This window comes from Janthinobacterium sp. YR213, from assembly GCF_900099875.1.
Taxonomy (GTDB): Bacteria; Pseudomonadota; Gammaproteobacteria; order Burkholderiales; family Burkholderiaceae_D; genus Janthinobacterium; species Janthinobacterium lividum.
In genome coordinates this window covers 219,391-238,707 of sequence record NZ_FNDA01000005.1, presented here as the reverse complement: position 1 = coordinate 238,707, position 19,317 = coordinate 219,391, and the positions used below count along the sequence as shown (strand labels likewise).

Annotated in this window: 22 protein-coding genes; 16 read left to right on the top strand and 6 right to left on the bottom strand. The window is 63.8% G+C overall.

The genetic code is table 11. From position 1 onward, the window contains the following. Nucleotides 1-7 precede the first annotated feature (7 nt). The gene (locus tag BLT98_RS22120) at nucleotides 8-307 is read right to left on the bottom strand and encodes a YciI family protein (protein ID WP_092611522.1); all 300 of its coding nucleotides are present in this window, start codon (nucleotides 305-307) and stop codon (nucleotides 8-10) included. 136 nt (nucleotides 308-443) lie between these two features. Here BLT98_RS22120 and BLT98_RS22115 point away from each other — a divergent pair, with 136 nt between their 5' ends. The 3 genes from BLT98_RS22115 (at nucleotide 444) to pncB (ending at nucleotide 2,953) form a co-directional block, all read left to right on the top strand. Continuing rightward, nucleotides 444-698, top strand: coding sequence for a hypothetical protein (locus BLT98_RS22115; RefSeq protein ID WP_034781908.1), 255 nt, complete (start codon nucleotides 444-446; stop codon nucleotides 696-698). A gap of 123 nt (nucleotides 699-821) precedes the next feature. Next, nucleotides 822-1,685, top strand: coding sequence for a cysteine hydrolase family protein (locus BLT98_RS22110; protein WP_092611519.1), 864 nt, complete (start codon nucleotides 822-824; stop codon nucleotides 1,683-1,685). A gap of 77 nt (nucleotides 1,686-1,762) precedes the next feature. Further along, the gene (gene pncB, locus BLT98_RS22105; RefSeq protein WP_092611516.1) at nucleotides 1,763-2,953 is read left to right on the top strand and encodes a nicotinate phosphoribosyltransferase; all 1,191 of its coding nucleotides are present in this window, start codon (nucleotides 1,763-1,765) and stop codon (nucleotides 2,951-2,953) included. Between the two features lie 8 nt (nucleotides 2,954-2,961). Here the strand turns inward: pncB and BLT98_RS22100 are convergent, their stop codons facing one another. Together BLT98_RS22100 and BLT98_RS22095 are read right to left on the bottom strand one after the other, a co-directional pair. Further along, nucleotides 2,962-3,261 carry an antibiotic biosynthesis monooxygenase family protein gene (locus BLT98_RS22100; RefSeq protein WP_034781921.1) on the bottom strand — a complete coding sequence of 100 codons (300 nt, stop codon included), beginning with the start codon at nucleotides 3,259-3,261 and terminating at the stop codon, nucleotides 2,962-2,964. A 67-nt stretch (nucleotides 3,262-3,328) separates the two neighbouring features. Further along, a complete protein-coding gene (locus BLT98_RS22095) occupies nucleotides 3,329-3,667 on the bottom strand; it encodes a hypothetical protein (RefSeq protein WP_092611513.1) in 339 nt (112 codons plus the stop codon). 195 nt (nucleotides 3,668-3,862) lie between these two features. Here BLT98_RS22095 and BLT98_RS22090 point away from each other — a divergent pair, with 195 nt between their 5' ends. The 4 genes from BLT98_RS22090 (at nucleotide 3,863) to BLT98_RS22075 (ending at nucleotide 7,273) form a co-directional block, all read left to right on the top strand. Continuing rightward, the gene (locus BLT98_RS22090; RefSeq protein WP_034781925.1) at nucleotides 3,863-4,444 is read left to right on the top strand and encodes a DJ-1/PfpI family protein; all 582 of its coding nucleotides are present in this window, start codon (nucleotides 3,863-3,865) and stop codon (nucleotides 4,442-4,444) included. A 64-nt stretch (nucleotides 4,445-4,508) separates the two neighbouring features. Next, nucleotides 4,509-5,741 (top strand): GAF domain-containing sensor histidine kinase, encoded by a 1,233-nt coding sequence (locus BLT98_RS22085; protein ID WP_092611510.1) that lies wholly within the window; start codon nucleotides 4,509-4,511, stop codon nucleotides 5,739-5,741. Between the two features lie 33 nt (nucleotides 5,742-5,774). Beyond that, a complete protein-coding gene (locus BLT98_RS22080) occupies nucleotides 5,775-6,422 on the top strand; it encodes a response regulator (protein WP_231958435.1) in 648 nt (215 codons plus the stop codon). 155 nt (nucleotides 6,423-6,577) lie between these two features. Beyond that, a complete protein-coding gene (locus tag BLT98_RS22075; RefSeq protein ID WP_034781930.1) occupies nucleotides 6,578-7,273 on the top strand; it encodes a Crp/Fnr family transcriptional regulator in 696 nt (231 codons plus the stop codon). Here BLT98_RS22075 and BLT98_RS22070 read toward each other — a convergent pair. Beyond that, a complete protein-coding gene (locus tag BLT98_RS22070) occupies nucleotides 7,270-8,460 on the bottom strand; it encodes an MFS transporter (RefSeq protein WP_092611507.1) in 1,191 nt (396 codons plus the stop codon). The genes BLT98_RS22075 and BLT98_RS22070 overlap by 4 nt on opposite strands. A gap of 91 nt (nucleotides 8,461-8,551) precedes the next feature. On the opposite strand from BLT98_RS22070, the gene BLT98_RS22065 reads away from it, so the two are divergent. The 4 genes from BLT98_RS22065 (at nucleotide 8,552) to BLT98_RS22050 (ending at nucleotide 12,028) form a co-directional block, all read left to right on the top strand. Beyond that, a complete protein-coding gene (locus BLT98_RS22065) occupies nucleotides 8,552-9,004 on the top strand; it encodes a winged helix-turn-helix transcriptional regulator (RefSeq protein ID WP_092612028.1) in 453 nt (150 codons plus the stop codon). Then, complete coding sequence (locus tag BLT98_RS22060) at nucleotides 9,001-10,224, top strand: D-amino acid dehydrogenase (RefSeq protein WP_092611504.1); 1,224 nt, start codon at nucleotides 9,001-9,003, stop codon at nucleotides 10,222-10,224. Before BLT98_RS22065 ends, BLT98_RS22060 begins: the two co-directional genes overlap by 4 nt. 3 nt (nucleotides 10,225-10,227) lie before the next feature. After that, nucleotides 10,228-11,205, top strand: a complete 978-nt coding sequence (locus BLT98_RS22055; protein ID WP_092611502.1) for a GlxA family transcriptional regulator — start codon at nucleotides 10,228-10,230, stop codon at nucleotides 11,203-11,205. Between the two features lie 133 nt (nucleotides 11,206-11,338). Next, entirely contained in the window at nucleotides 11,339-12,028 is a 690-nt protein-coding gene (locus BLT98_RS22050) for a M24 family metallopeptidase (RefSeq protein WP_034781944.1), read from the top strand. Here the strand turns inward: BLT98_RS22050 and BLT98_RS22045 are convergent. Then, on the bottom strand, nucleotides 12,025-13,104 hold the full coding sequence (locus BLT98_RS22045; RefSeq protein ID WP_092611500.1) for a hypothetical protein: 1,080 nt from the start codon (nucleotides 13,102-13,104) through the stop codon (nucleotides 12,025-12,027). The two genes, BLT98_RS22050 and BLT98_RS22045, sit on opposite strands and share 4 nt — an antisense overlap. 67 nt (nucleotides 13,105-13,171) lie before the next feature. Beyond that, nucleotides 13,172-14,206 carry a MerR family transcriptional regulator gene (locus BLT98_RS22040; protein ID WP_092611498.1) on the bottom strand — a complete coding sequence of 345 codons (1,035 nt, stop codon included), beginning with the start codon at nucleotides 14,204-14,206 and terminating at the stop codon, nucleotides 13,172-13,174. A gap of 338 nt (nucleotides 14,207-14,544) precedes the next feature. Here BLT98_RS22040 and BLT98_RS22035 point away from each other — a divergent pair, with 338 nt between their 5' ends. The 5 genes from BLT98_RS22035 (at nucleotide 14,545) to BLT98_RS22015 (ending at nucleotide 19,306) form a co-directional block, all read left to right on the top strand. Then, a complete protein-coding gene (locus BLT98_RS22035) occupies nucleotides 14,545-15,555 on the top strand; it encodes a zinc-binding alcohol dehydrogenase family protein (RefSeq protein WP_092612025.1) in 1,011 nt (336 codons plus the stop codon). Between the two features lies 1 nt (nucleotide 15,556). Beyond that, the gene (locus BLT98_RS22030) at nucleotides 15,557-16,693 is read left to right on the top strand and encodes a mannitol dehydrogenase family protein (RefSeq protein ID WP_092611496.1); all 1,137 of its coding nucleotides are present in this window, start codon (nucleotides 15,557-15,559) and stop codon (nucleotides 16,691-16,693) included. 114 nt (nucleotides 16,694-16,807) lie between these two features. Beyond that, nucleotides 16,808-17,725, top strand: coding sequence for a GntR family transcriptional regulator (locus BLT98_RS22025; RefSeq protein ID WP_034781954.1), 918 nt, complete (start codon nucleotides 16,808-16,810; stop codon nucleotides 17,723-17,725). Between the two features lie 25 nt (nucleotides 17,726-17,750). Beyond that, on the top strand, nucleotides 17,751-18,086 hold the full coding sequence (locus BLT98_RS22020) for a UxaA family hydrolase (RefSeq protein ID WP_034781958.1): 336 nt from the start codon (nucleotides 17,751-17,753) through the stop codon (nucleotides 18,084-18,086). Continuing rightward, a complete protein-coding gene (locus tag BLT98_RS22015) occupies nucleotides 18,083-19,306 on the top strand; it encodes a UxaA family hydrolase (RefSeq protein ID WP_034781960.1) in 1,224 nt (407 codons plus the stop codon). The genes BLT98_RS22020 and BLT98_RS22015 overlap by 4 nt, the downstream gene beginning before the upstream one ends. Nucleotides 19,307-19,317 lie beyond the last annotated feature (11 nt).

Here is a 19,317-nt window from a genome sequence, read left to right as displayed (position 1 = left end):
GGCCGCGTCAGTCGCGCGGCAGTTCGCGAATTTCCACCGTTCCCCCTGCGTTCAGTACGGGGTTTCCGATTAACAATTTTTTTGCATCGTCTATACTTTCAGCTTGCACACGTAGATAGCCTGACAAGTGTGGCGTGACCGGCCTGGCTTGGCCGGACTGGTGCACGCAGATACCGGGCCCGATGGAACTGCCACCGCAGAAGCGGCCACTGGCCCTGAGCATGGCGAAGTAGTCTTCCCAGGCTGAGGTGGCGACGTCCACCGGTGTTTCCGTGTCGTCGTGCATGAAGATAATGTAGTCATTCATCTTTTTCTCCTGTGCCGCGTTATAAAAAGAGAGCTGAATTGAGTATCCTGAGCAATCGCGAGCGCATGGTTTTACCCTCACCGCGTCAGTCCGTAGAGACAAGCTGTCCGGCCATGTCATTTTTGGAGCGAACATCGTGCCGATAAAGTATGTTGATTTTTATGAGGTGAATTACACGGCAGAGCGCTTGCCGGGCTGCAAGCTATGGGGCGCCTACGTCGCCATCTATGCTCCTTCGCCCAATCCCATGCACCGGATGAATCTGGTTCGCAAGCGCCGGGTGTCGGCCGACCACCAGTTTACAACGGAAGCGGACGCCATGGCCGAAGCGGGCGAGGTGGCCGTCAAGCTGGTCGAGCGGCGCCAGCGCCGTTACGTCTTCCATCCCTGAACCGTCGCGTGGCTTGTTTCGACGCAAGTTATTGCGAGTGAGCACAGTCCTGGCGTAGCCGGTGCAGGCGCGCCGGCGAAGTTGCCCGTATCATGCGAACTATTGCCACGCCAGAGGACCGCCATGAAACGCCAGTTGCACCTGCTTGTCATCGATCCGCAAAACGATTTTTGCGACTTGCCCGCCGCCTGGCTGCCGCCAGATACGGCACCGGCGCTGGCCGTGCCTGGCGCCCACGCCGACATGCTGCGCGTGGCGCAACTGATCCGCGAAGGGGGCAGCGGCCTGACGCAGATCAGCGTGACCCTCGATGCCCACCATCGCTACGATATCGCCCACCCCGCCTTCTGGCGCACGGGTGATGGCGGCGCCGTGCCGCCATTTACGCAGATCAGCGCGCAGCAGGTGCGCGACCGCCTGTTCCTGACCGCCGCCAGCGGCGCCTTGCCGCGCGCGCTGGCTTACCTCGATGCCTTGCAGCAAGCGGGACGCTATCAATTGATGGTGTGGCCCGTGCATTGCGAGATCGGCAGCTGGGGCCAGAATATCCATGCGGCCGTGCGCGCCGCCTACAACGCCTGGGAAGTGGATCACCTGCAAGTGGTGGCCAAGCTGAGCAAGGGTTCCAACCCGTGGACCGAGCATTACTCGGCCGTCATGGCGGAAGTGCCCGATCCTCAGGATGCGGCTACCCAGCTGAACCTGGATTTCCTTGCCACCTTGCTGCCGGCGCAGCAGATTTATGTCACCGGCGAGGCGGGCAGCCATTGCGTGAAAGCCAGCACCGAGCACATCGCCGATTACCTGGAAGCGCAGCAAGGCAAGCCGGCCCTGTCGCGCCTGGTATTGCTGACGGACTGCATGAGCCCCGTCACGGGTTTTGCATCGCAGCAGCGCGACTTCCTTGCCGCCATGCATGCGCGCGGCGCGCGGCTGGCCACCTCCGCCGACGTCTTGCCCGAATTGTTGGCCAACGCGGCTGCCTGAGCCATTATTAATCGTGCCCTGCTGAAATGCTTGCGGTGGCGTACTATTCTGGCTTCAGGAAGTTGGAGAAAACACACATGACCCCGATAGTGCGCAGTTTGCTGGAAACCGATCTGTATAAATTTACAATGTGGCAAGCGTTGCTGCACGGTCATCCGAATACCCATACCGAATACGAATTTGTCTGCCGCAACGCCACCGCCTTTCCCCTGGCCGAACTGAAGGGCGAACTGGAAGAACAGCTCGACCACCTGTGCTCGATGTCGTTTGCCGACGACGAGCTGGCCTATCTGCGTACCCTGCGCTTCATGAAGAGCGATTTCGTCGACTTTTTGACGGTGTTCCGCTTCCAGCGAAAATTCATCGACGTCAGCACGGATGGCGACACCTTGCTCGTGCATGCGGCCGGGCCGCAGGTGCACGTGATGGGCTTCGAGATTTTCGTGCTGTACATCATCAACGAACTGTATTTCCGCCGCTTCGACCTCGATGCGGCCATGCGCGAAGGGCGCCACCGCTTGGGCTTGAAAGTGGCGGCCGTGAAGGAATTCGGCAAGCTGCCGCGGCGCAAGCATCCGTTCGAGTTTTCCGACTTCGGCGTGCGCCGGCGCTTTTCCGGCGCCTGGCATGACGAGGTGGTGCAACGGCTGGCGCGCGAGGTGCCCGAATATTTCAAGGGCACGTCGAATGTCTACCTGGCGAAAAAGCTGGGCATCGTGCCGATCGGCACCATGGCGCATGAATACATGCAATCGTTCCAGTCCTTCGGCGTGCGCCTGCGCGACTTCCAGAAGGCGGCACTGGAAGACTGGGTACAGGAATACCGGGGCGACCTGGGCATCGCCCTGACGGACGTGGTGGGCATGGATGCCTTCCTGGCCGACTTCGACCTGTATTTCGCCAAGCTGTTCGATGGCTTGCGCCACGATTCGGGCGACCCCGTCGCGTGGGGCGAGAAGGCGCTGGCCCACTACGCGGCCCTGCGCATCGACGCCAATACCAAGCGCCTCGTGTTTTCCGACGGCCTGGACCTGGACAAGGCGTTTGCCCTGTACCAGCACTTCGCCGACCGCATCATGACGGGCTTTGGCATCGGCACCAATCTCACCAACGATGTCGGTTTGACGCCGCTCAACATCGTCATGAAACTGGTGCGCTGCAATGGCCAGTCCGTGGCGAAACTGTCCGATTCGCCGGGCAAGACCCTGTGCAAGGATGAAACCTTCCTCGCGTATTTACGGCAAGTGTTTCACCACCCGGCAGTGTAGGTGCCTGGCTAGAAGCCCGTCACTACCGTGTTCATGTGCTCGACCTGGGGCGGGGCGGCAAAGAATTCACCCACCAGGCCGCGCCATGCCTGGAAGTCGTCGCTGCCGCGGAAATGCACGGTATGGTCTTCCAGGGTCGTCCAGCCCACCACCAGGCGGTAGGCATCGCCGTTTTCGATCGAGCGCTCCAGGCGCATCGATTCGCAGCCGCGTGCGCGCTGGAACAGGGGGATGGCTTTCGTCACGGCCGCTTCGAAGGCAGCATGCGTGGCCGATTTGATCTGGATGTGGGCAATTTCAAAAATCATGGCAAGTTCCACTGAGGAATGAAGGAATGCTGATCTTGCCATAATTTCGCCGCGCAGGGGGAGGACGTCAGCCTGCAAGCGCCTGTGCGCTTGCGCGCTGGCCGCCCGCGTGGCTGGCCGTGCGCTGTTCGATATCGCAGCCGTGATGCGCCTGCACGATGGCGTGCGCCCGTTCCCGTTCCTGCGGGGTGCCGATGGCGACGACGAGGCGGAACATGCCGCGCCATGCGGCCTTGCCCTGTATGGGGACGGTGGGGACGGCCTCGTCGTCGACCGTGTCGAGCTGCACGGCGTATGCGGGGAACCCATCGTCGAGCAGGGCGCTGCGGGCCTGCTGCGCATCGGCAAAATGGTCGAAGATACGGATCAGGGCAGATGGGGCAAGGGGGTGCGTGGCGGTGCTCATGGTCTGGCTCTCGGAAGGTGTCGTTTGAATTTGACCGGCGAGCCTGTAAAAAATTCTGCCTCAGCCTGTAAAATCCTCGATCAAGGCGCAAAAGTTTGATAAATATCCAGTATGGCTGCCAAGTCGCGCTAAGATACGCTTTGCGGTGTGTCCTGCAGGCAAGGATATGGGATCAATCTTTCATAGGAGAACCAAATGGCAGCGAAGAAAATTCTGTTTTTGACCGGCGATTTTGCAGAAGATTATGAGACGATGGTGCCGTTCCAGGCCCTGCTGATGCTCGGCCATACCGTGCATGCCGTGTGCCCCGGCAAGAAGAGCGGCGAGACGATCAAGACGGCCATCCACGATTTCGAGGGCGACCAGACCTACACGGAAAAGCCGGGCCATTTGTTCACCCTGAACGCCAGCTTCGACGAGATCGACCCGGCCCACTATGATGCCGTGATGATCGCCGGCGGCCGCGCGCCCGAATACCTGCGCCTGAACGAGAAAGTCATCGCCGCCGTGCGCCATTTCGCCGAGGCGGGCAAGCCTGTCGCGGCCGTCTGCCACGGCGCGCAATTGCTGGCCGCCGCCGACGTCATCCGCGGCAAGCGCATTTCCGCCTATCCCGCCTGCGCGCCGGAAGTGAAACTGGCGGGCGGCACGTATGCCGACATCGCCGTCACGGACGCCGTCACGGATGGCCAGTTCGTCACGGCCCCCGCCTGGCCTGCGCATCCGGCCTGGCTGGCGCAGTTCGTCAAGCTGCTCGGTACCGAGATCCGTTTGTAACCTTTACCAGCCCGGCAGGCCGCAGCGCTTGCCGGGCGCACCACTTTTCAGATTCGAGTTCTTCATGCATGCGCTGCGCAGTCAATCTTCCCGCAAACAACTTCCAGCCTCGCGCTGGCGCCAGCGCCGCCTGGCGCAAGCCGCATCGGGCCTGAGCGCCGCGCAGGAACGCCAGCTGGCCACCCTGCACGAGATTTCCACCTTGCTGGCGGGGCAGCACGCCATCGATGCGCTGTGCCGCGGCTTCCTGCGCCACGTGATGCAATTCGCGCAGGCGGAAGGGGGCACCGTGCGCATCCTTGATCCGCAGCACGATACCGTGCATATCATCGTGCACGAGGGCATTTCCGACGCCATGGTGGAAGAGGAACACTGCATCCGCAACAACGATTGCCTGTGCGGTGCGGCCGTGGCGCAGGGCGTGATCCAGATCCGCGATTTCCGCCAGGTCGATGCCTTGCAGCGCTACCGTTGCCAGGACGAAGGGTTTATCGCCATCGCCGTCTTTCCCATCCTCGCGCGCGAGCAGGTGGTGGGCAGTTTTTCGCTGCACTTTGCACAGCCGCAAGCCGTGCATGCGCAGCAGCAGGGCTGGCTGGAAACCCTGGGCCAGAGCCTGGGCATCGCCATTGAAAACCAGCGCCTGATTGCGCGCGAAAAGGAATTTGCCGTGGCGCGCGAACGCAGCCTGCTGGCCGAAGGCTTGCACGACAGCATCGCGCAAAGCCTCAATTTCATCAGCCTGCAAGTGCAGATGCTCGACGATTCCGTGCGCCGGGGGCAGCTCGACGAAGCGGCCGAAGTGTTGCCGCTGATGCGCATGGGCGTCGAGCAAAGCTACCAGGACGTGCGCGAATTGCTGGTCAATTTCCGCACGCGCTGGCATGGCAGCGACCTCGAAAGCAAGCTCACGGAAGTGCTGGCCAAGTTCGAGCTGCAGACGGGCGTCACGGGAACCCTGGAGATGAGCGGCAATGGCGCGCCGCTGGCGCCGGAACAGCAGTTGCAGATCCTGTTCATCGTGCAGGAAGCGCTGTCGAATATCCGCAAGCACGCGCAAGCGGGCAGCGTGACGCTGCGCGTGGAAAACGGGCGCGATTTTGCGCTGCAGGTGCGCGACGATGGCGAAGGCTTTGCCGCCAACCTGCGCGACAAGAAAACGGAATTGCAGATCGGCTTGCGTATCATGCAGGAACGGGCCGAGCGGCTCGGTGCGCAATTTGCCATCGACAGCCGGCCCGGCGCCGGCACGACGATCTCGCTGGCCTTGCCGGCAGCCCGGCGTCAGGCCGCGTAACAGATGACTTATCCCTATCAGGCAACAAACATAGTGAACGCACCAATCAAAATCCTGCTGGTCGATGACCACACCTTGCTGCGTAGCGGCGTCAAGCTGCTGTTGCAGCGCAATCCTCAATTCCAGGTGGTGGGCGAGGCATCGAACGGGCTTGACGGCGTGCGCCTGACGGCCGAACTGCGGCCCGACGTGGTGCTGATGGACTTGAACATGCCCGGCGTGTCCGGCGTCGAGGCGCTGCAACTGATCTTGCAGGACCTGCCGCAGATGGTCGTGCTGATGCTGACCGTGTCGGAAAATGCGGCCGACCTGGGCGCGGCCCTGCGCGCTGGCGCACGCGGCTACTTGCTGAAAAATATCGAAGCCGAGCAGCTGGGCCAGGCCATTTGCCGGGCCGCCGCCGGCGAATCCGTGATTGCCGACGCCATGACGGCCAAGCTCGTGTCGCAGTTCCGCGCGGGACAGAATGCGCCCCAGGCCGACTATGACAAACTGACGCCGCGCGAACGCGAAGCCATGGCCTGCCTGGCGCAAGGACTGAGCAACAAGGAAATCGCGCGCCAGCTGGACGTGGCCGAAAGCACGGTGAAAATCCACGTGCAAAACATCCTCAAAAAGCTTAAGCTCAGCAGCCGCGTGCAGATCGCCGTCTACGCCGTCGAGCGCGAATTGAGTAAATAAAGATCAAACAACGCGCAAATAGTGCGCAAGGAATCCGCGATTGTTTGATCTGCATGGCGTTCTGGCCTAGACAACCCTAGTTCCTTTGACGTATGGCCTTGACCGTGCCTGCGCATTACACTCTTAGTCATTCGCTAATCTAATAAGAGAGTGTCATGCATAAGGTCAACGTCGATGGCTTGCTATCGAGCCAGGCTCTGTTCCGCCATATTTCCCCTTCGCAATTAGAGCAATTGCGCCAGGATGTCGTGCGCGTCGAAGTGGAAAAAGGCAAAGTGCTGTTCCGCAAGGGCGAAGTGGCGGAAGGCGCCTATGTGGTGGTCTTCGGCCTCGTCAAGCTGAGCGTGTTTTCCATGGAAGGCACGGACAAGGTACTGGAACTGATCCGTCCGGGCCAGAGTTTCGGCGAAGCCATGATTTTCCTCGATGAACCGTATCCGTTCTGCGCCGAAGCGCTCGAGCACTGCCTGCTGCTGCGCATCCCGCCGCACGCGCTGCTGCGCCTGCTGGACCAGTCGCCACGCATTGCGCGCCAGATGATGAACAGCCTGTCGCACCACCTGATGGGTTTTATCCGCAACGTGGAGCGCTGCTCCGTGCAGAACGCCACCCAGCGCGTGGTTGAGTACCTGCTGCAGGCGTCGGACCAGCAGCGTTCGAACGAGGTCAAGCTGGACCTGAAGAAAAGTTTACTGGCATCGTTTTTGAACCTGGCGCCCGCCACCCTGTCGCGCGTGCTGCACCAGCTGACGGACTTGCATTTGATTAAAGTCAGCGGTTCGCTGATCCAGATCCAGCCGGATGCCTTGAAAACCTACCGCCATGGTTCTACCGCGGCCATGCTGAACTAAGCTTTTTCAGCAGGCAAGGTCAGCCGCCAGAACAGCAGGGCGAGCAAGCTGACCGCCGCGCCCAGCGCGCATACCCCATGCCAGCCCGCCAGCGCATACACGCTGGTGGCGGCAATCGCACCGAGTCCGCTTCCCACCGCATAAAACAGCATGTAGCACGCCACCAGGCGGCTGTGCGCATCGCTGTCCTGCTTGAAAATCAGGCTCTGGTTCGTCACGTGGATGGCCTGGCCCGCCAGGTCCAGCGCGATGATGCCGACGACCAGGGGCCACAGGGCCGCGCCCGCAAAGCTCAGCGGCAGCCATGCGGCCAGCAGCAGCAACAGGGCCGCCCCCGTCGTCCATTGCGCACGTCCGCCGTCGGCCAGCGCCCCGGCGCGCGCCGCGCCCAGCGCGCCGATCACGCCCACCAGGCCAAACGCGCCGATGGCCGCATGCGAATAGCCTTGCGCCGTCAACGGCAGCACCAGGGCGCTCCAGAAAATATTGAAGACGGCAAACATCAGCAGGGCCAGCATGCCCCTTACGCGCAGCACCTTGTGGTGCAGCAGCATGTCCAGCATCGAGGCGAGCAGGGCATCGTACCCCAGCCGTCGATTGGCCGGCTGCGCCGGCGGCAGCTTGCGCCACAGCAGCAACAGCAGGGCGCAAGCGATGGCCGCCGAAACAAAATACACGGCGCGCCAGTCGGCGAGATCGGCCACTACGCCGGACAGGGTGCGCGCCAGCAGCAAGCCGATCACCACGCCGCCCTGCGCCATGCCGACGACTCTGCCCCGCTCATGGCTGGCTGCCGCGCTGGCCGCATAGGCGATCAAGCCCTGCGTCATGGCCGTGCCCAGCAGACCCACCAGCAGCATGCCGCCCAGCAAACCGGCCGTGGAACGGGCGCAGCCCAGCGCCGCCAAGGTCATCGCCAGCAAACCCAGCTGGAACAGGGTCAGCCGGCGCCGGTTCAGCATGTCGCCCAGCGGCACCAGCAAGAGCAGGGCCAGCGCGCAGCCGAGCTGCGTGGCCGTGACGACCATGCCGCTGGCAGCGTCCGTCATGCCGAATTCGTGCGCCAGGGTGGCGAGTAAAGGCTGGGCGTAATACACATTGGCCACGCTGAGGCCGGCCGCCGTGGCAAACAGCCAGACGAGGGAAGAGGGAAGTGCTGTCGTGATGGGTGGGTTGGTATCGCGCATGGGCTTGTATGTAAGTGGTTTCAAATTAAAACTAGTTGGAGTCTACGTCGAGAAGTTTTAAAATGCAACCAGTTAATCCTGGAGAATGCCCGTGGCCAAGCGCAAGAGCCTGAAAACCGACCCCTGTCCCGTGGCGCGCGCGCTCGACGCGATCGGCGAGCGCTGGTCGCTCCTGATCGTGCGCGACGCCTTCGACGGCATGCGCCGCTTTGGCGAATTCCAGAAAAGCCTGGGCGTGGCGAAGAACATCCTGGCCGACCGCCTGCACACCCTGGTGGAAGAGGGCATCTTTACGGTTGCCCCCGCCTCGGACGGCACGGCGTACCAGGAATACGTGCTGACGCAAAAGGGGCTGGCCCTGTTTCCCGTCGTCGTAGGCTTGCGCCAGTGGAGCGAGGCGCACTTGTTCGAGGCGGGTGAGGCGCATTCCACCTTGCTGCAACGCGGTTCAGGCTTGCCTGTGCGCCGCATGGATGTGCTGGCAGCGGATGGGCACGTGTTGCAGGCGGGTGACACGGTCGTGCACAAGGTGTTGCCGCAATGAGCCGCGTGGCCGTGCTGGGCGGAGGCGTCACGGGCGTGACGACGGCGTATGCGCTGGCGAAACGGGGCGTGGACGTGACCCTGATCGAGCGCCACCGCTATGCCGCCATGGAAACGTCATACGCGAACGGCGGGCAATTGTCGGCCTCGCATGCGGAAGTGTGGAATCACAAGGCAACAATACTCAACGCCTTGAAATGGATGGCGCGGCGCGATGCGCCGCTGCTGCTGCATCCATGGCCCAGCTGGCACAAGCTGAGCTGGTTTGCGGAGTTTCTTGCCGCCATGCCCGCCTACGAGCGCAACACCATCGCCACGGCGCGCATGGCGATCGCCGCGCGCGAACATTTGTTTGCGTGGGCGAAAGAGGAAAATATAGCTTTCGATCACCGCCGCGCCGGCATCCTGCATGTGTACCGGGAGCGTGCCGGCTTCGAGCGGGCGGCAGGCGTGTCGCGCCTGCTGGCGCAGGGCGGCTTGCAGCGGCGCGCCGTCACGCGGCAGGAAATGCGCGCCATCGAGCCGACCTTGCAGGGCGAGTTTTACGGCGGCTATTACACGGACAGCGATTCCACGGGCGACATCCACAAATTCACCAGCGGCCTGGCCGACGCCTGCGTGCGCCGTGGCGTGGCTTGCCGCTACGGTGCAGAGGTCACGGCGCTGGCGCGCGAACACGGCAAGGTGCGCATTAGCGTGGGAGACGGCGTGGGCGAGGACAGCACCCTGTTCGACGCCGTCGTGATTTGCGCGGGCACGGCCAGCCGCACCTTGGCGGCATCGCTGGGCGACCATGTGAATGTGTATCCCGTGAAAGGGTACTCGATTACCGTGCAGCTCGATGACCTTGCCAGCCGCGCGGCGGCGCCGTGCGTCAGCCTGCTCGACGATGCCACCAAGCTGGTCAGCAGCCGCCTGGGCGAAGACCGGCTCAGAGTGGCGGGCACGGCCGAATTCAACGGCATCAACCACGATATCCGCGCCGACCGCATCCGGCCACTGCTGCAGTGGGTGGAGCAGTGCTTTCCTAGTATCAATACGCGCAAGGTGGTCCCTTGGGCGGGCTTGCGTCCCATGCTGCCGGACATGCTGCCGAAAGTGGGGCCGGGCAAGGCGCCGGGCGTGTACTACAACACGGGCCACGGCCACCTGGGCTGGACCCTGGCGGCGGCCACGGCGGAGATGGTGGCGCAGCAAGTGGCTGCCGTGGCGCGGGGTTGAGCCATGCCAACGATCGCCATCCTGATCTTTCCCGGCGTGCAGGCGCTCGACGTCAGCGGACCCATGGACGTGTTTGCCGAGGCGAACAGCTTTCTGCCGCCAGAACGGCAATACCGGATCGAGGTGCTGGGCACGCAGGAAGGCTTGCTGCGCTGCTCCAACGGCTTATGCCTGGCCGCGCACCGGCATTATGCGCAGGCGCACGACGCCTATGACCTGTTGCTGGTGGCGGGCGGCCCCGGCTTGCCGGCGCAACCGGTTGACGCGGACCTGAGCGCCTGGCTGGCCAGTGCGGCCGGCAAGGCGCGCCGCCACGGTTCCATCTGCAATGGCGCGTTTTTGCTGGGCCATGCGGGCTTGCTCGATGGTAAAAAAGTGGCCACGCACTGGAACGATGCGGCCGCGCTGGCCGCGCGTTTTCCGCTGGCGCAGGTCGATGCGGACAGCATCTATGTGCATGACGGCAATCTGGTCAGCTCGGCTGGCGTGACGGCAGGCATCGACCTGTCGCTCTCCTTGCTGGCCGAAGCAGGCGGGGTGGGCGGGGCGCAGCTGGCGCTGCAGGTGGCGCGCCGCCTGGTGGTGTACACGCAGCGCCAGGGCGGGCAGTCGCAGTTCAGTCCGTATCTGACGCCCGTGGTGGATGCGGCTTCTCCCGTGGCGCAGGCGCAGCAATACGTGCTGGCGCACTTGGGCGAAGCGCTCGACGTGGACACCCTGGCGCGGCTGGTGGCCATGAGTCCGCGCAACTTTGCCCGCGTCTTCGTGCGCGAGCTGGGTGTGACGCCAGCCCAGTTCATCGAAAGCGCCCGGCTCGATGCGGCGCGCGCCCTGCTCGAAGCGAGTAGCGATCCGCTGAAAACCGTCGCCTGGCGCTGCGGCTTCGGCACGGCCGACCAGTTGCGCACGGTATTCCTGCGGCGCCTGGGCGTATCGGCCAAGCAATACCGGCAACATTTCTCCAGTTACCGGCAAGCCTGACATCGCGCATGGCAGGAATCCCCGCCATGCTGTCCGGAAAGCGCGGCAGCCAGCCCCCCCGCTGTGCCGGGCGTAAATCTATACTTTTCCTGCTGGCGCGCCACTTCGGCCGCGCCCTTGAGGAAGGTCAAACATGCACACCACACTGGACGCCGAGCGGGTCGGCCCCGCCTATACCGAGGACGGCATGCTGCTGGCGCGCCGCAAGACGCGCGAGGCGATTGCCGCCATCGCCGCGCGCATCCGCCCCGGCATGCTGGAAGAAGACGCCGTCGCCATGGCGAAGCAGGTGTTGCTGGACATGGGGCTTGCGCTGAGCTGGCACCCCACCCGCGTGCGCTTCGGGCGCAATACCACGAAACCGATGAAACGCGCCTCCGAGCCCGGCGTGATCCTGCAAGAGAGCGATATTTTCTTCCTCGATATCGCACCGCGTGTGCAGGCGTGGGAAGGCGATGGCGGCGCCACGTTTACGGTGGGCGCCAGCGAACAGCAGGCGGACTATGCCCGCTGCGCGCGCGATGCGGAATGCCTGTTCCACCAGGTGCGCGCCGTGTGGCAGCGCGACAGGCTGACGGGGCAAGCCCTGTATGCCTACGCAGAAGAGGAAGCGCGCAAGCTGGGCTGGGAATTGAACTTTGACCTGGGCGGCCACCGCGTGTCGGATTTCCCGCACGCGACGATCTACGCTGGCGCGCTGGCCGACGCGGATTTTTCACCGTCACCGATGCGCTGGATACTGGAAATCCATCTGCGCCATCCGACCTTGCCGTATGGCGCTTTCTTCGAGGACATGCTGCTCGATGACAGCTACTATGCTTAGTGCTTCGGCAGCAGATCGCTGAGTGCGGCGCGGCCCTTGACGGTGAGGAAGGGGCCGACCTTGCTGTACGGCAGTAAAAAATCGTTTTCACAGCCGCTACCGTTCGAGTCTTCCCAGAAGGACACGCCTTCGGGTTTCAATGACAGGTGGAAGCGGCCACGGCCGTCGTAATCCGTGCCCTTGCACTCGGCATCGATCGTCACATTCTTGAAGAGGGCCTGGCGCAAACGGTCCGGCAATTCGGCCTTGTCGTCGCCATCGCTGGCGCTGGCGCCAAACCAGTTCCACACGTCCGTTTCCTGGCCCGTTTTCACGTCCCAGGTACGGAATTTGATGGAAATGCCGTTGGCGCCATAACCGGCAGCCCAGCGGTAGAATTTGACCGTTACCCATCGTGGCGACCAGTAGGTGGGCTCCGCATACACTTCGTCTTCCGTCGTGAAACCGTTGCGGCCCAGGTATTCGCGGCGAGTGGCATAGAAGTCGGCCAGGTCTTTCTTGTTTTTTGCCAGCACGGCGCGCAGCTGCGCATTGATTTTTGTCACGCCATCACCGGGCGCGATCAATTCCACGGTGATGGTGTCGCCCACTTGCAGGTTGCGGTATTGCTTGCCTTCGAAGGCAATCGGTTTGCTCACCTTGGTGCCGGGAAACGCTTCCAGCGCCAGGTTGTAGGCATCGCTGGCGCAGGATGGGTGTTCGCGGTCGCCCGCCGCTTCCAGCAGGGTCAAGGCCACGGGCAGGGTCTTGCCGCTTTGCGGGTCCGTCCATGTGCCGGTGACCTTGCCGTCTTGCGGGGCATTCAGGGACCAGGTGCCCGTCGTGTCGCCCTTGGCGTTGAGTTCCTGCCACAGCGCCTTGCCGTTCGGCTTGGACAGCATGATTGGCGTCTTGTAGCGGGTGTAGTAATAATTGCCGCTGCGATCAGACCCTTGCGTGGGGCTGGGCTGGTTGAAGCAGGCCACGATACTGGCCTTGCCCACGGTGCCTTGCCACACGCCTTGCACGGGCGGCTCGGCAGCCATGGCGGCATGCAGGGCGGGCAGGGTCAGGCAAGCAAACAGAAAGCGGCGCATCGGTTTTTCCTCTCGTGGGCGAAGGCCGATTCTACATGGCCCCGCCCACGAGATGCCACACGTCAACTTATTTGGCGGGCCGCTCCTGCGCCACCACGGCCATCGCCGCGCCCAGGTATTGCAGCATGGTCGCGTCGACAAAGCTGCCTTCCATCAGACGCGGTTCCTGCTGGTGCGCCTGGCGGAATTTCAGCTGCGTGGCCGGGTCCGTGCCTGCATACGAGCGGAACAGTTCCAGCCACTGCCGCGCCAGTTGCAGCACGGCCGGATCGGTGGGCGGCGTGCGCGCATCCATGGCGGCGCGCACGGCGGCGATCAGGGCCGGCCATTCGCCCGAACGCTTGCCGTAGTTTGCGAGTAAGTACGCGTATTCCTGCTCGTCGAGGAAAGGCCGGTACAGCGCCATGCGCGAGGCATTGAAGGCGGCGAGGATGAACTGCATCAGTTGCGCATCGATGCTGGTCGTGGCCTGCATCATTGGCTCCTGCGCGTGCATGTCGTTCAGGCGGGCGAACAGGCCCGGATGGGCGCCCGTGTCGCGCACCAGCTTGACCATCCATTCCGTGGCCAGCGCCTGCGCCGGCGCATCGCCGGGGCTGGCGCCTGCCTCCATGGCGGCGCGCACCCGCGCCACCAGTGCTTTCCATTCCTCTTCCACGGCCGCATCGGACAGCAGCGGCAGTTGTTGCAGTTCTTCGTGACTAAAGTATTTGTCGTACATGGTCATCAACTCCATAGTGGTGAGCCACTCGGCCAGTTCCGGCGCCTGTCCCTGCACCAGTTGCGCCTGCAAGCTGCACAGGCGTTCGCGCAAGGTGGAAGCCTGCGCGATCTGGTGTTCCAGCATGGCGATCTGCTGCGCCACGATGGTATGCAAAGGAAGATCCGGGCCGGCGAGGGCGTTGGCGATATCGGCCAGCGACAGCCCGAACTTGCGCAGCGCCATGATCCGGTGCAGCCGGTCCATGTCGCCGTGCTGGTACAGGCGGTAGCCAGCTTGCGTGCGCGCCGAAGGCGAGAGCAGGCCGATGCTGTCGTAGTGGTGCAGGGTGCGGACGGTCAGGCCCGTGAGCCTGGCCAGTTCCCCGATTTTCAACAGCATCGCCTTCTCCTTGTCTCTAGTGCGTGCAACCACGATGGCGCCTGACGTGACGTCAGGGTCAAGCAGAAATGTAGCAGAGGAACTGAAAAAGCCGATAAAAGAATCCGTTGACCTTCATTTTTTTGTACGGTATATTTATAAAACCGACGACGACTGCAGCATGAACGGCGCGTTCGAGCCACATGGAATGACGAATGGATCGTTGTGCGGCGCAGCAAGAAGCGCCCTTGGCAGGACTGGAAAGACAATCCGCGCAGACGGATTTTTTTCACAGTTGGTTTGTACGTTAAATATAATATGCCACCGACAAGATCCGGGCGGCGAGAGGGACGACCATGATGAAAAGTATCGTTTGCGATACGCCCGGCAGTTTGCGCATGGAGCAGCGCCCCGTGCCCGTGCCCGGCGAGGGTGAAGTGCTGCTGCGCATACGCCGCGTCGGCATCTGCGGCACCGACATGCATATCTTCCGCGGCACCCAGCCTTTCCTCAGCTACCCGCGCGTGATGGGGCATGAACTGTCCGGCCATATCGACAGCGCGCCAGCCGGCTCGCGCCTGGCCGTGGGCGACCAGGTCTACGTGATGCCCTACCTGTCGTGCGGCAGCTGCGTGGCCTGCCGCCAAGGCAAGACCAACTGCTGCACCCGCATCGAAGTGCTGGGCGTGCACCGCGACGGCGGCATGACCGAATACCTGGCGCTGCCAGAGCGCTTTGTCTTCAAGACGGAGGGCATCTCGCTCGACGACGCGGCCATGATCGAATTTCTCGCCATCGGCGCGCACGCCGTCAAGCGCGGCGCGGTCGATGCCGGCAAGCGCGTGCTGGTGGTCGGCGCCGGCCCGATCGGCATGGCCGTGATGCTGTTCGCATTGTTGAAGGGCGCCGACGTGACGGTGCTCGATGGCCGCGCCGACCGTCTGCAGTTCTGCCGCGACGCGCTGGGCATCGCCCGCACGGTGGCGCTGGGCGAGGGCGACAAGGAGCAGCTGCTGGACGCCACCGGCGGCGAATTCTTCGACGTGGTGTTTGACGCCACCGGCAATATCGCCGCCATGGAGCGGGGCCTGGACTTTGTCGCCCATGGCGGGTCCTATGTGCTGGTGTCCATCGTGCGCGACCGCCTGTCCTTTTCCGACCCTGAATTCCACAAGCGCGAAACGACCTTGCTGGGCAGCCGCAACGCCACCGTCGACGATTTCGAGGAAGTGGTGGCGGCCATGAAGGCGGGGAAGGTACCCACCGCGCTGCTCAATACCCACCGCACCACGCTCGACGAATTTACCGGCGTGCTCGATCGCTGGATGCAGCCGGAAGCGGGCGTCATCAAGGCCATCGTCGAGGTCTGAGATGAGCGACATCAACCCGATACTTCAATTTGGCACCAGCCGCTTCCTGCAGGCGCACGCCGACCTGTTCGTCAGCGAAGCGGCCAAGACAGGCGAGGCGCTGGGCAATATCACCATCGTACAGACCACGCACAGCGCGCAGGGCGCGGCGAGGGTGGCGGCGTTTCGCCGCAGCGACGGCTACCCCGTGCGCATCCGCGGCTGGCAGGACGGCGCGCAAGTCGATGAAGAGCGCCGTGCCGACGCCGTCACGCAGGCGTGGCAAGCCGGCAGCGACTGGCGGCAGGTGCGCGATGCGGCCGTGGCCGCGCGCGTGATCATCTCGAATACGGGCGACACGGGCTACAAGCTCGATGACGCCGACCACGCCGGCATGCTCGACGGCGCGGCCGTTCCCGCCAGCTTTCCCGCCAAGCTGCTGGTGCTGCTGCACGGGCGCTTCCTGGCCGGCGCCGCGCCCATCTCGATTTTTCCGTGCGAACTGGTGGCCGACAACGGCCATGTACTGCGCCAGGTGATCGTGACATTGGCGCGGCAGTGGCGTTGCGCTGCCGCGTTCATCGGCTACCTGGAAACGGGCTGCCTGTGGATCAATTCCCTGGTCGACCGCATCGTTTCCGAACCGATCGAACCGATAGGCGCGGTGGCCGAGCCCTATGCCCTGTGGGCCATCGAGGCGCAGGAAGGCATGCTGCTGCCGTGCCGCCACCCGCAATTGGTGGTGACGGGCAGCCTGCGCGAATATGAACAGCGCAAGCTGTTCTTGCTCAACCTGGGCCACACCTATCTGGCGCAGCTGTGGATGGAGCGGGGCAGCCCGGCCGGCATGACGGTGCGCGAGGCAATGGACGACGGCGCCATGCGCGCCGCGCTGGAAGCGGTATGGCACGAGGAAGTGCTGCCCGTGTTTGCCGCCATGGGGGCGCAGCACGGGGACGCCGCGCTGGCCTACGTGGCGCAGGTCAGGGAGCGCTTCGGCAACCCCTTCCTCGCGCACCGCCTGGCCGACATCGCTCAGCACCACGCCGGCAAGATCGCGCGCCGCATGGCGCCCGTGGCATCGCTGGCGCGGCAGCTCTGTCCCTCCCTGGCGCAGCCGCGCCTGCGCGCCATGCTGGCGCCGGGAGCGCTGCCATGAACGCCCCGGTCAACGCAGTTGTTTCTTTTTCGGCATGCCGATCCAATCCGATATCGACTAAAATGGCCCACTCATCCACTTTCCCCTTCGCTGGCATAGCGCGTTCATTCATCCATGTCCAAACCCGCCACCGTCTTCAAGCGCAGTACCAATCTGCTGTTGCAATTTCTTGCCGAGAATGCCGCAGTGGGCGAGATGCTGCCGACGGAGCAGTTCCTGACCACCATCTGCCAGGGCAGCCGCACGGCGATCCGCAGCGCGATCGCCTACCTGTCGACGCGGCGGCTGATCGCCAGCCCGGCGGACCGGCGCTTGCTGAGGAAGCCCATACCGGGCGACTACTTCGATATCTCCGAATTGCAGTCGGGGGCGGAGCGCATCCAGCAAGTGCTGATGGAACGCGTGTACCAGCGCGATATGCCGCCCGGCGCGGAATTCTCGGAAGCGGAGCTGGCGCGCGAGGCGGGCGCCAGTACCGTCAGCGTGCGCGAATTCCTGATCGGCTTTTCGCGCTTCGGCCTGATCGAAAAGAAACCGCGCGGCGGCTGGCGCCTGTGCGCGTTCGACCGCTCGTTCGCCACCGAACTGGCGGACATGCGGCGCATGTTCGAGATGGCGGCCGTGGAGCAGTTTGCGCACCTGCCGCACGGCGATCCGGCGTATGCGGAACTGGCGCGGCTGATCAAGCAGCACGAGAAGCTGGCGGCCAGGATCGACACGCGCCACAATGCCTTTCCGGCGCTGGATCGCGAGTTCCACACCTTTCTGATCGGCTTGCTGAACAACCGCTTCGCGCAGGGCTTCTACGATATCGTCTCGTTTGTCTTCCACTACCACTACCAGTGGGACAAGGGCGAGGAAAAAGGCCGCAACCAGTACGCGGTGCAGGAGCACCTGGCGATCCTGCGCGCGTTGGCGGAGCACGACATACCGAAGGCGCTCGAGGGCATGCGCTCGCACCTGGATTCCTCGCGCCGCACCATGCTGTCCTCGATCGGCACGCGCGAAAAACTGAGCCAGCCGGGCGCCTAGCCATCCTTGCCGGGGAGGGTGCGCCATGAGCCTCGCTTCCCAGCCTGCCAGCCTGCTGCTGATGTCGCCCGAGGATAACTGCCTGATCGCCAGGACGGCATTGGCCTGCGGCGACGTCGTCGCCATCGATGGCTTGCCCGTCACCCTGGCGCAAAACATCCACATCGGCCACAAGGTGGCGCGCCGCGCGCTGGCCGTGGGCGACAAGGTGCTGCGCTACGGCGCCCTGATCGGCAGCATCACGGCCCCCGTCGCCATCGGTGAGCATATCCACACCCACAACCTGGCAAGCGATTACATCCCCACGTTTACCCTGGGCCAGGACGGCCACCATTTCCTGGACAAGGACGACCAAGCATGAACGCTCCCGTAACGACACCTGCCCTGTCGGGCTATCTGCGCGCCGATGGCCGCAAGGGCATCCGCAATATCGTGGTGGTGGCCTATATGGTCGAATGCGCGCACCACGTGGCGCGCCTGATGGTCAACGCCTTTCCCGGCCAGCCCGTGCACCTGATCGGCTTTACTGGCTGCTTCCCCAATGAATACGCGGACCAGGTGATGCGCCGCCTGCTGACGCATCCGAACGTGGGCGCCGTGCTGCTGGTGTCCCTGGGCTGCGAGGGCTTCAACAAATATGGCCTCTCCAGCGCCGTGGCTGACAGCGACCGCCCCGTGCATACGATTACCATCCAGGAAAACAGCGGCACGCGCCCCAGCGTGAGCAGCGGCGTCGAGTGGATCAGCTGGGCCCTCGAGCACCTGGCGCAGCAGGAGCGCGTGCCGATGGGGATCGATGAACTGGTGGTGGCCACCATCTGCGGCGGCTCTGACAGCACCAGCGGCATCAGCGCCAACCCGGCCGTCGGCGTGGCGTTCGACACGCTGATCGCGGCCGGCAGCCCCTGCATCTTCGAGGAGACGGGTGAACTGGTCGGCTGCGAATACCACATGCAGCGGCGCGCCGTCAGCCCGGACCTGGGCAACGCCATCGTCGACACCGTGGCCAAGGCGGCCCGCTACTACACCATCATGGGCCATGGCAGCTTCTCGCCGGGGAATGCCGATGGCGGCCTCACCACGCAGGAAGAAAAGTCGCTGGGCGCCTACGCCAAGAGCGGTTCCTCGCCCATCGTCGGCATTCTGAAACCGGGCGATCAGCCGGCCGGCGGCGGCCTGTACCTGCTCGACGTGGTGCCGGACGGCGAGCCGCGCTTCGGTTTCCCTAACGTGTCGGACAACGCGGAAATCGTCGAACTCATTTCCTGCGGCGCCCACATCACCTTGTTCACGACGGGCCGCGGCTCCGTGGTCGGTTCGGCGATTTCGCCCGTCATCAAGGTGTGCGCCAATCCGCAGACCTTCGAGCGCCTGGCCGACGACATGGATATCAATGCCGGCAAGATCCTCACGGGCGAGGCCACGCTGGAAGAAGTGGGTGCGGAGATCGTCGCCGCCGTGCTGAACGTGGCCAATGGAGCACTGAGCCGCTCGGAAGACCTGGGCCACCAGGAATTCGTGCTGACCTATAAACAATTCGAGGCGGTGGGGCCAGGCTGCTTCCCGCTGCGCGCAGCATGAGGGCCACGGCG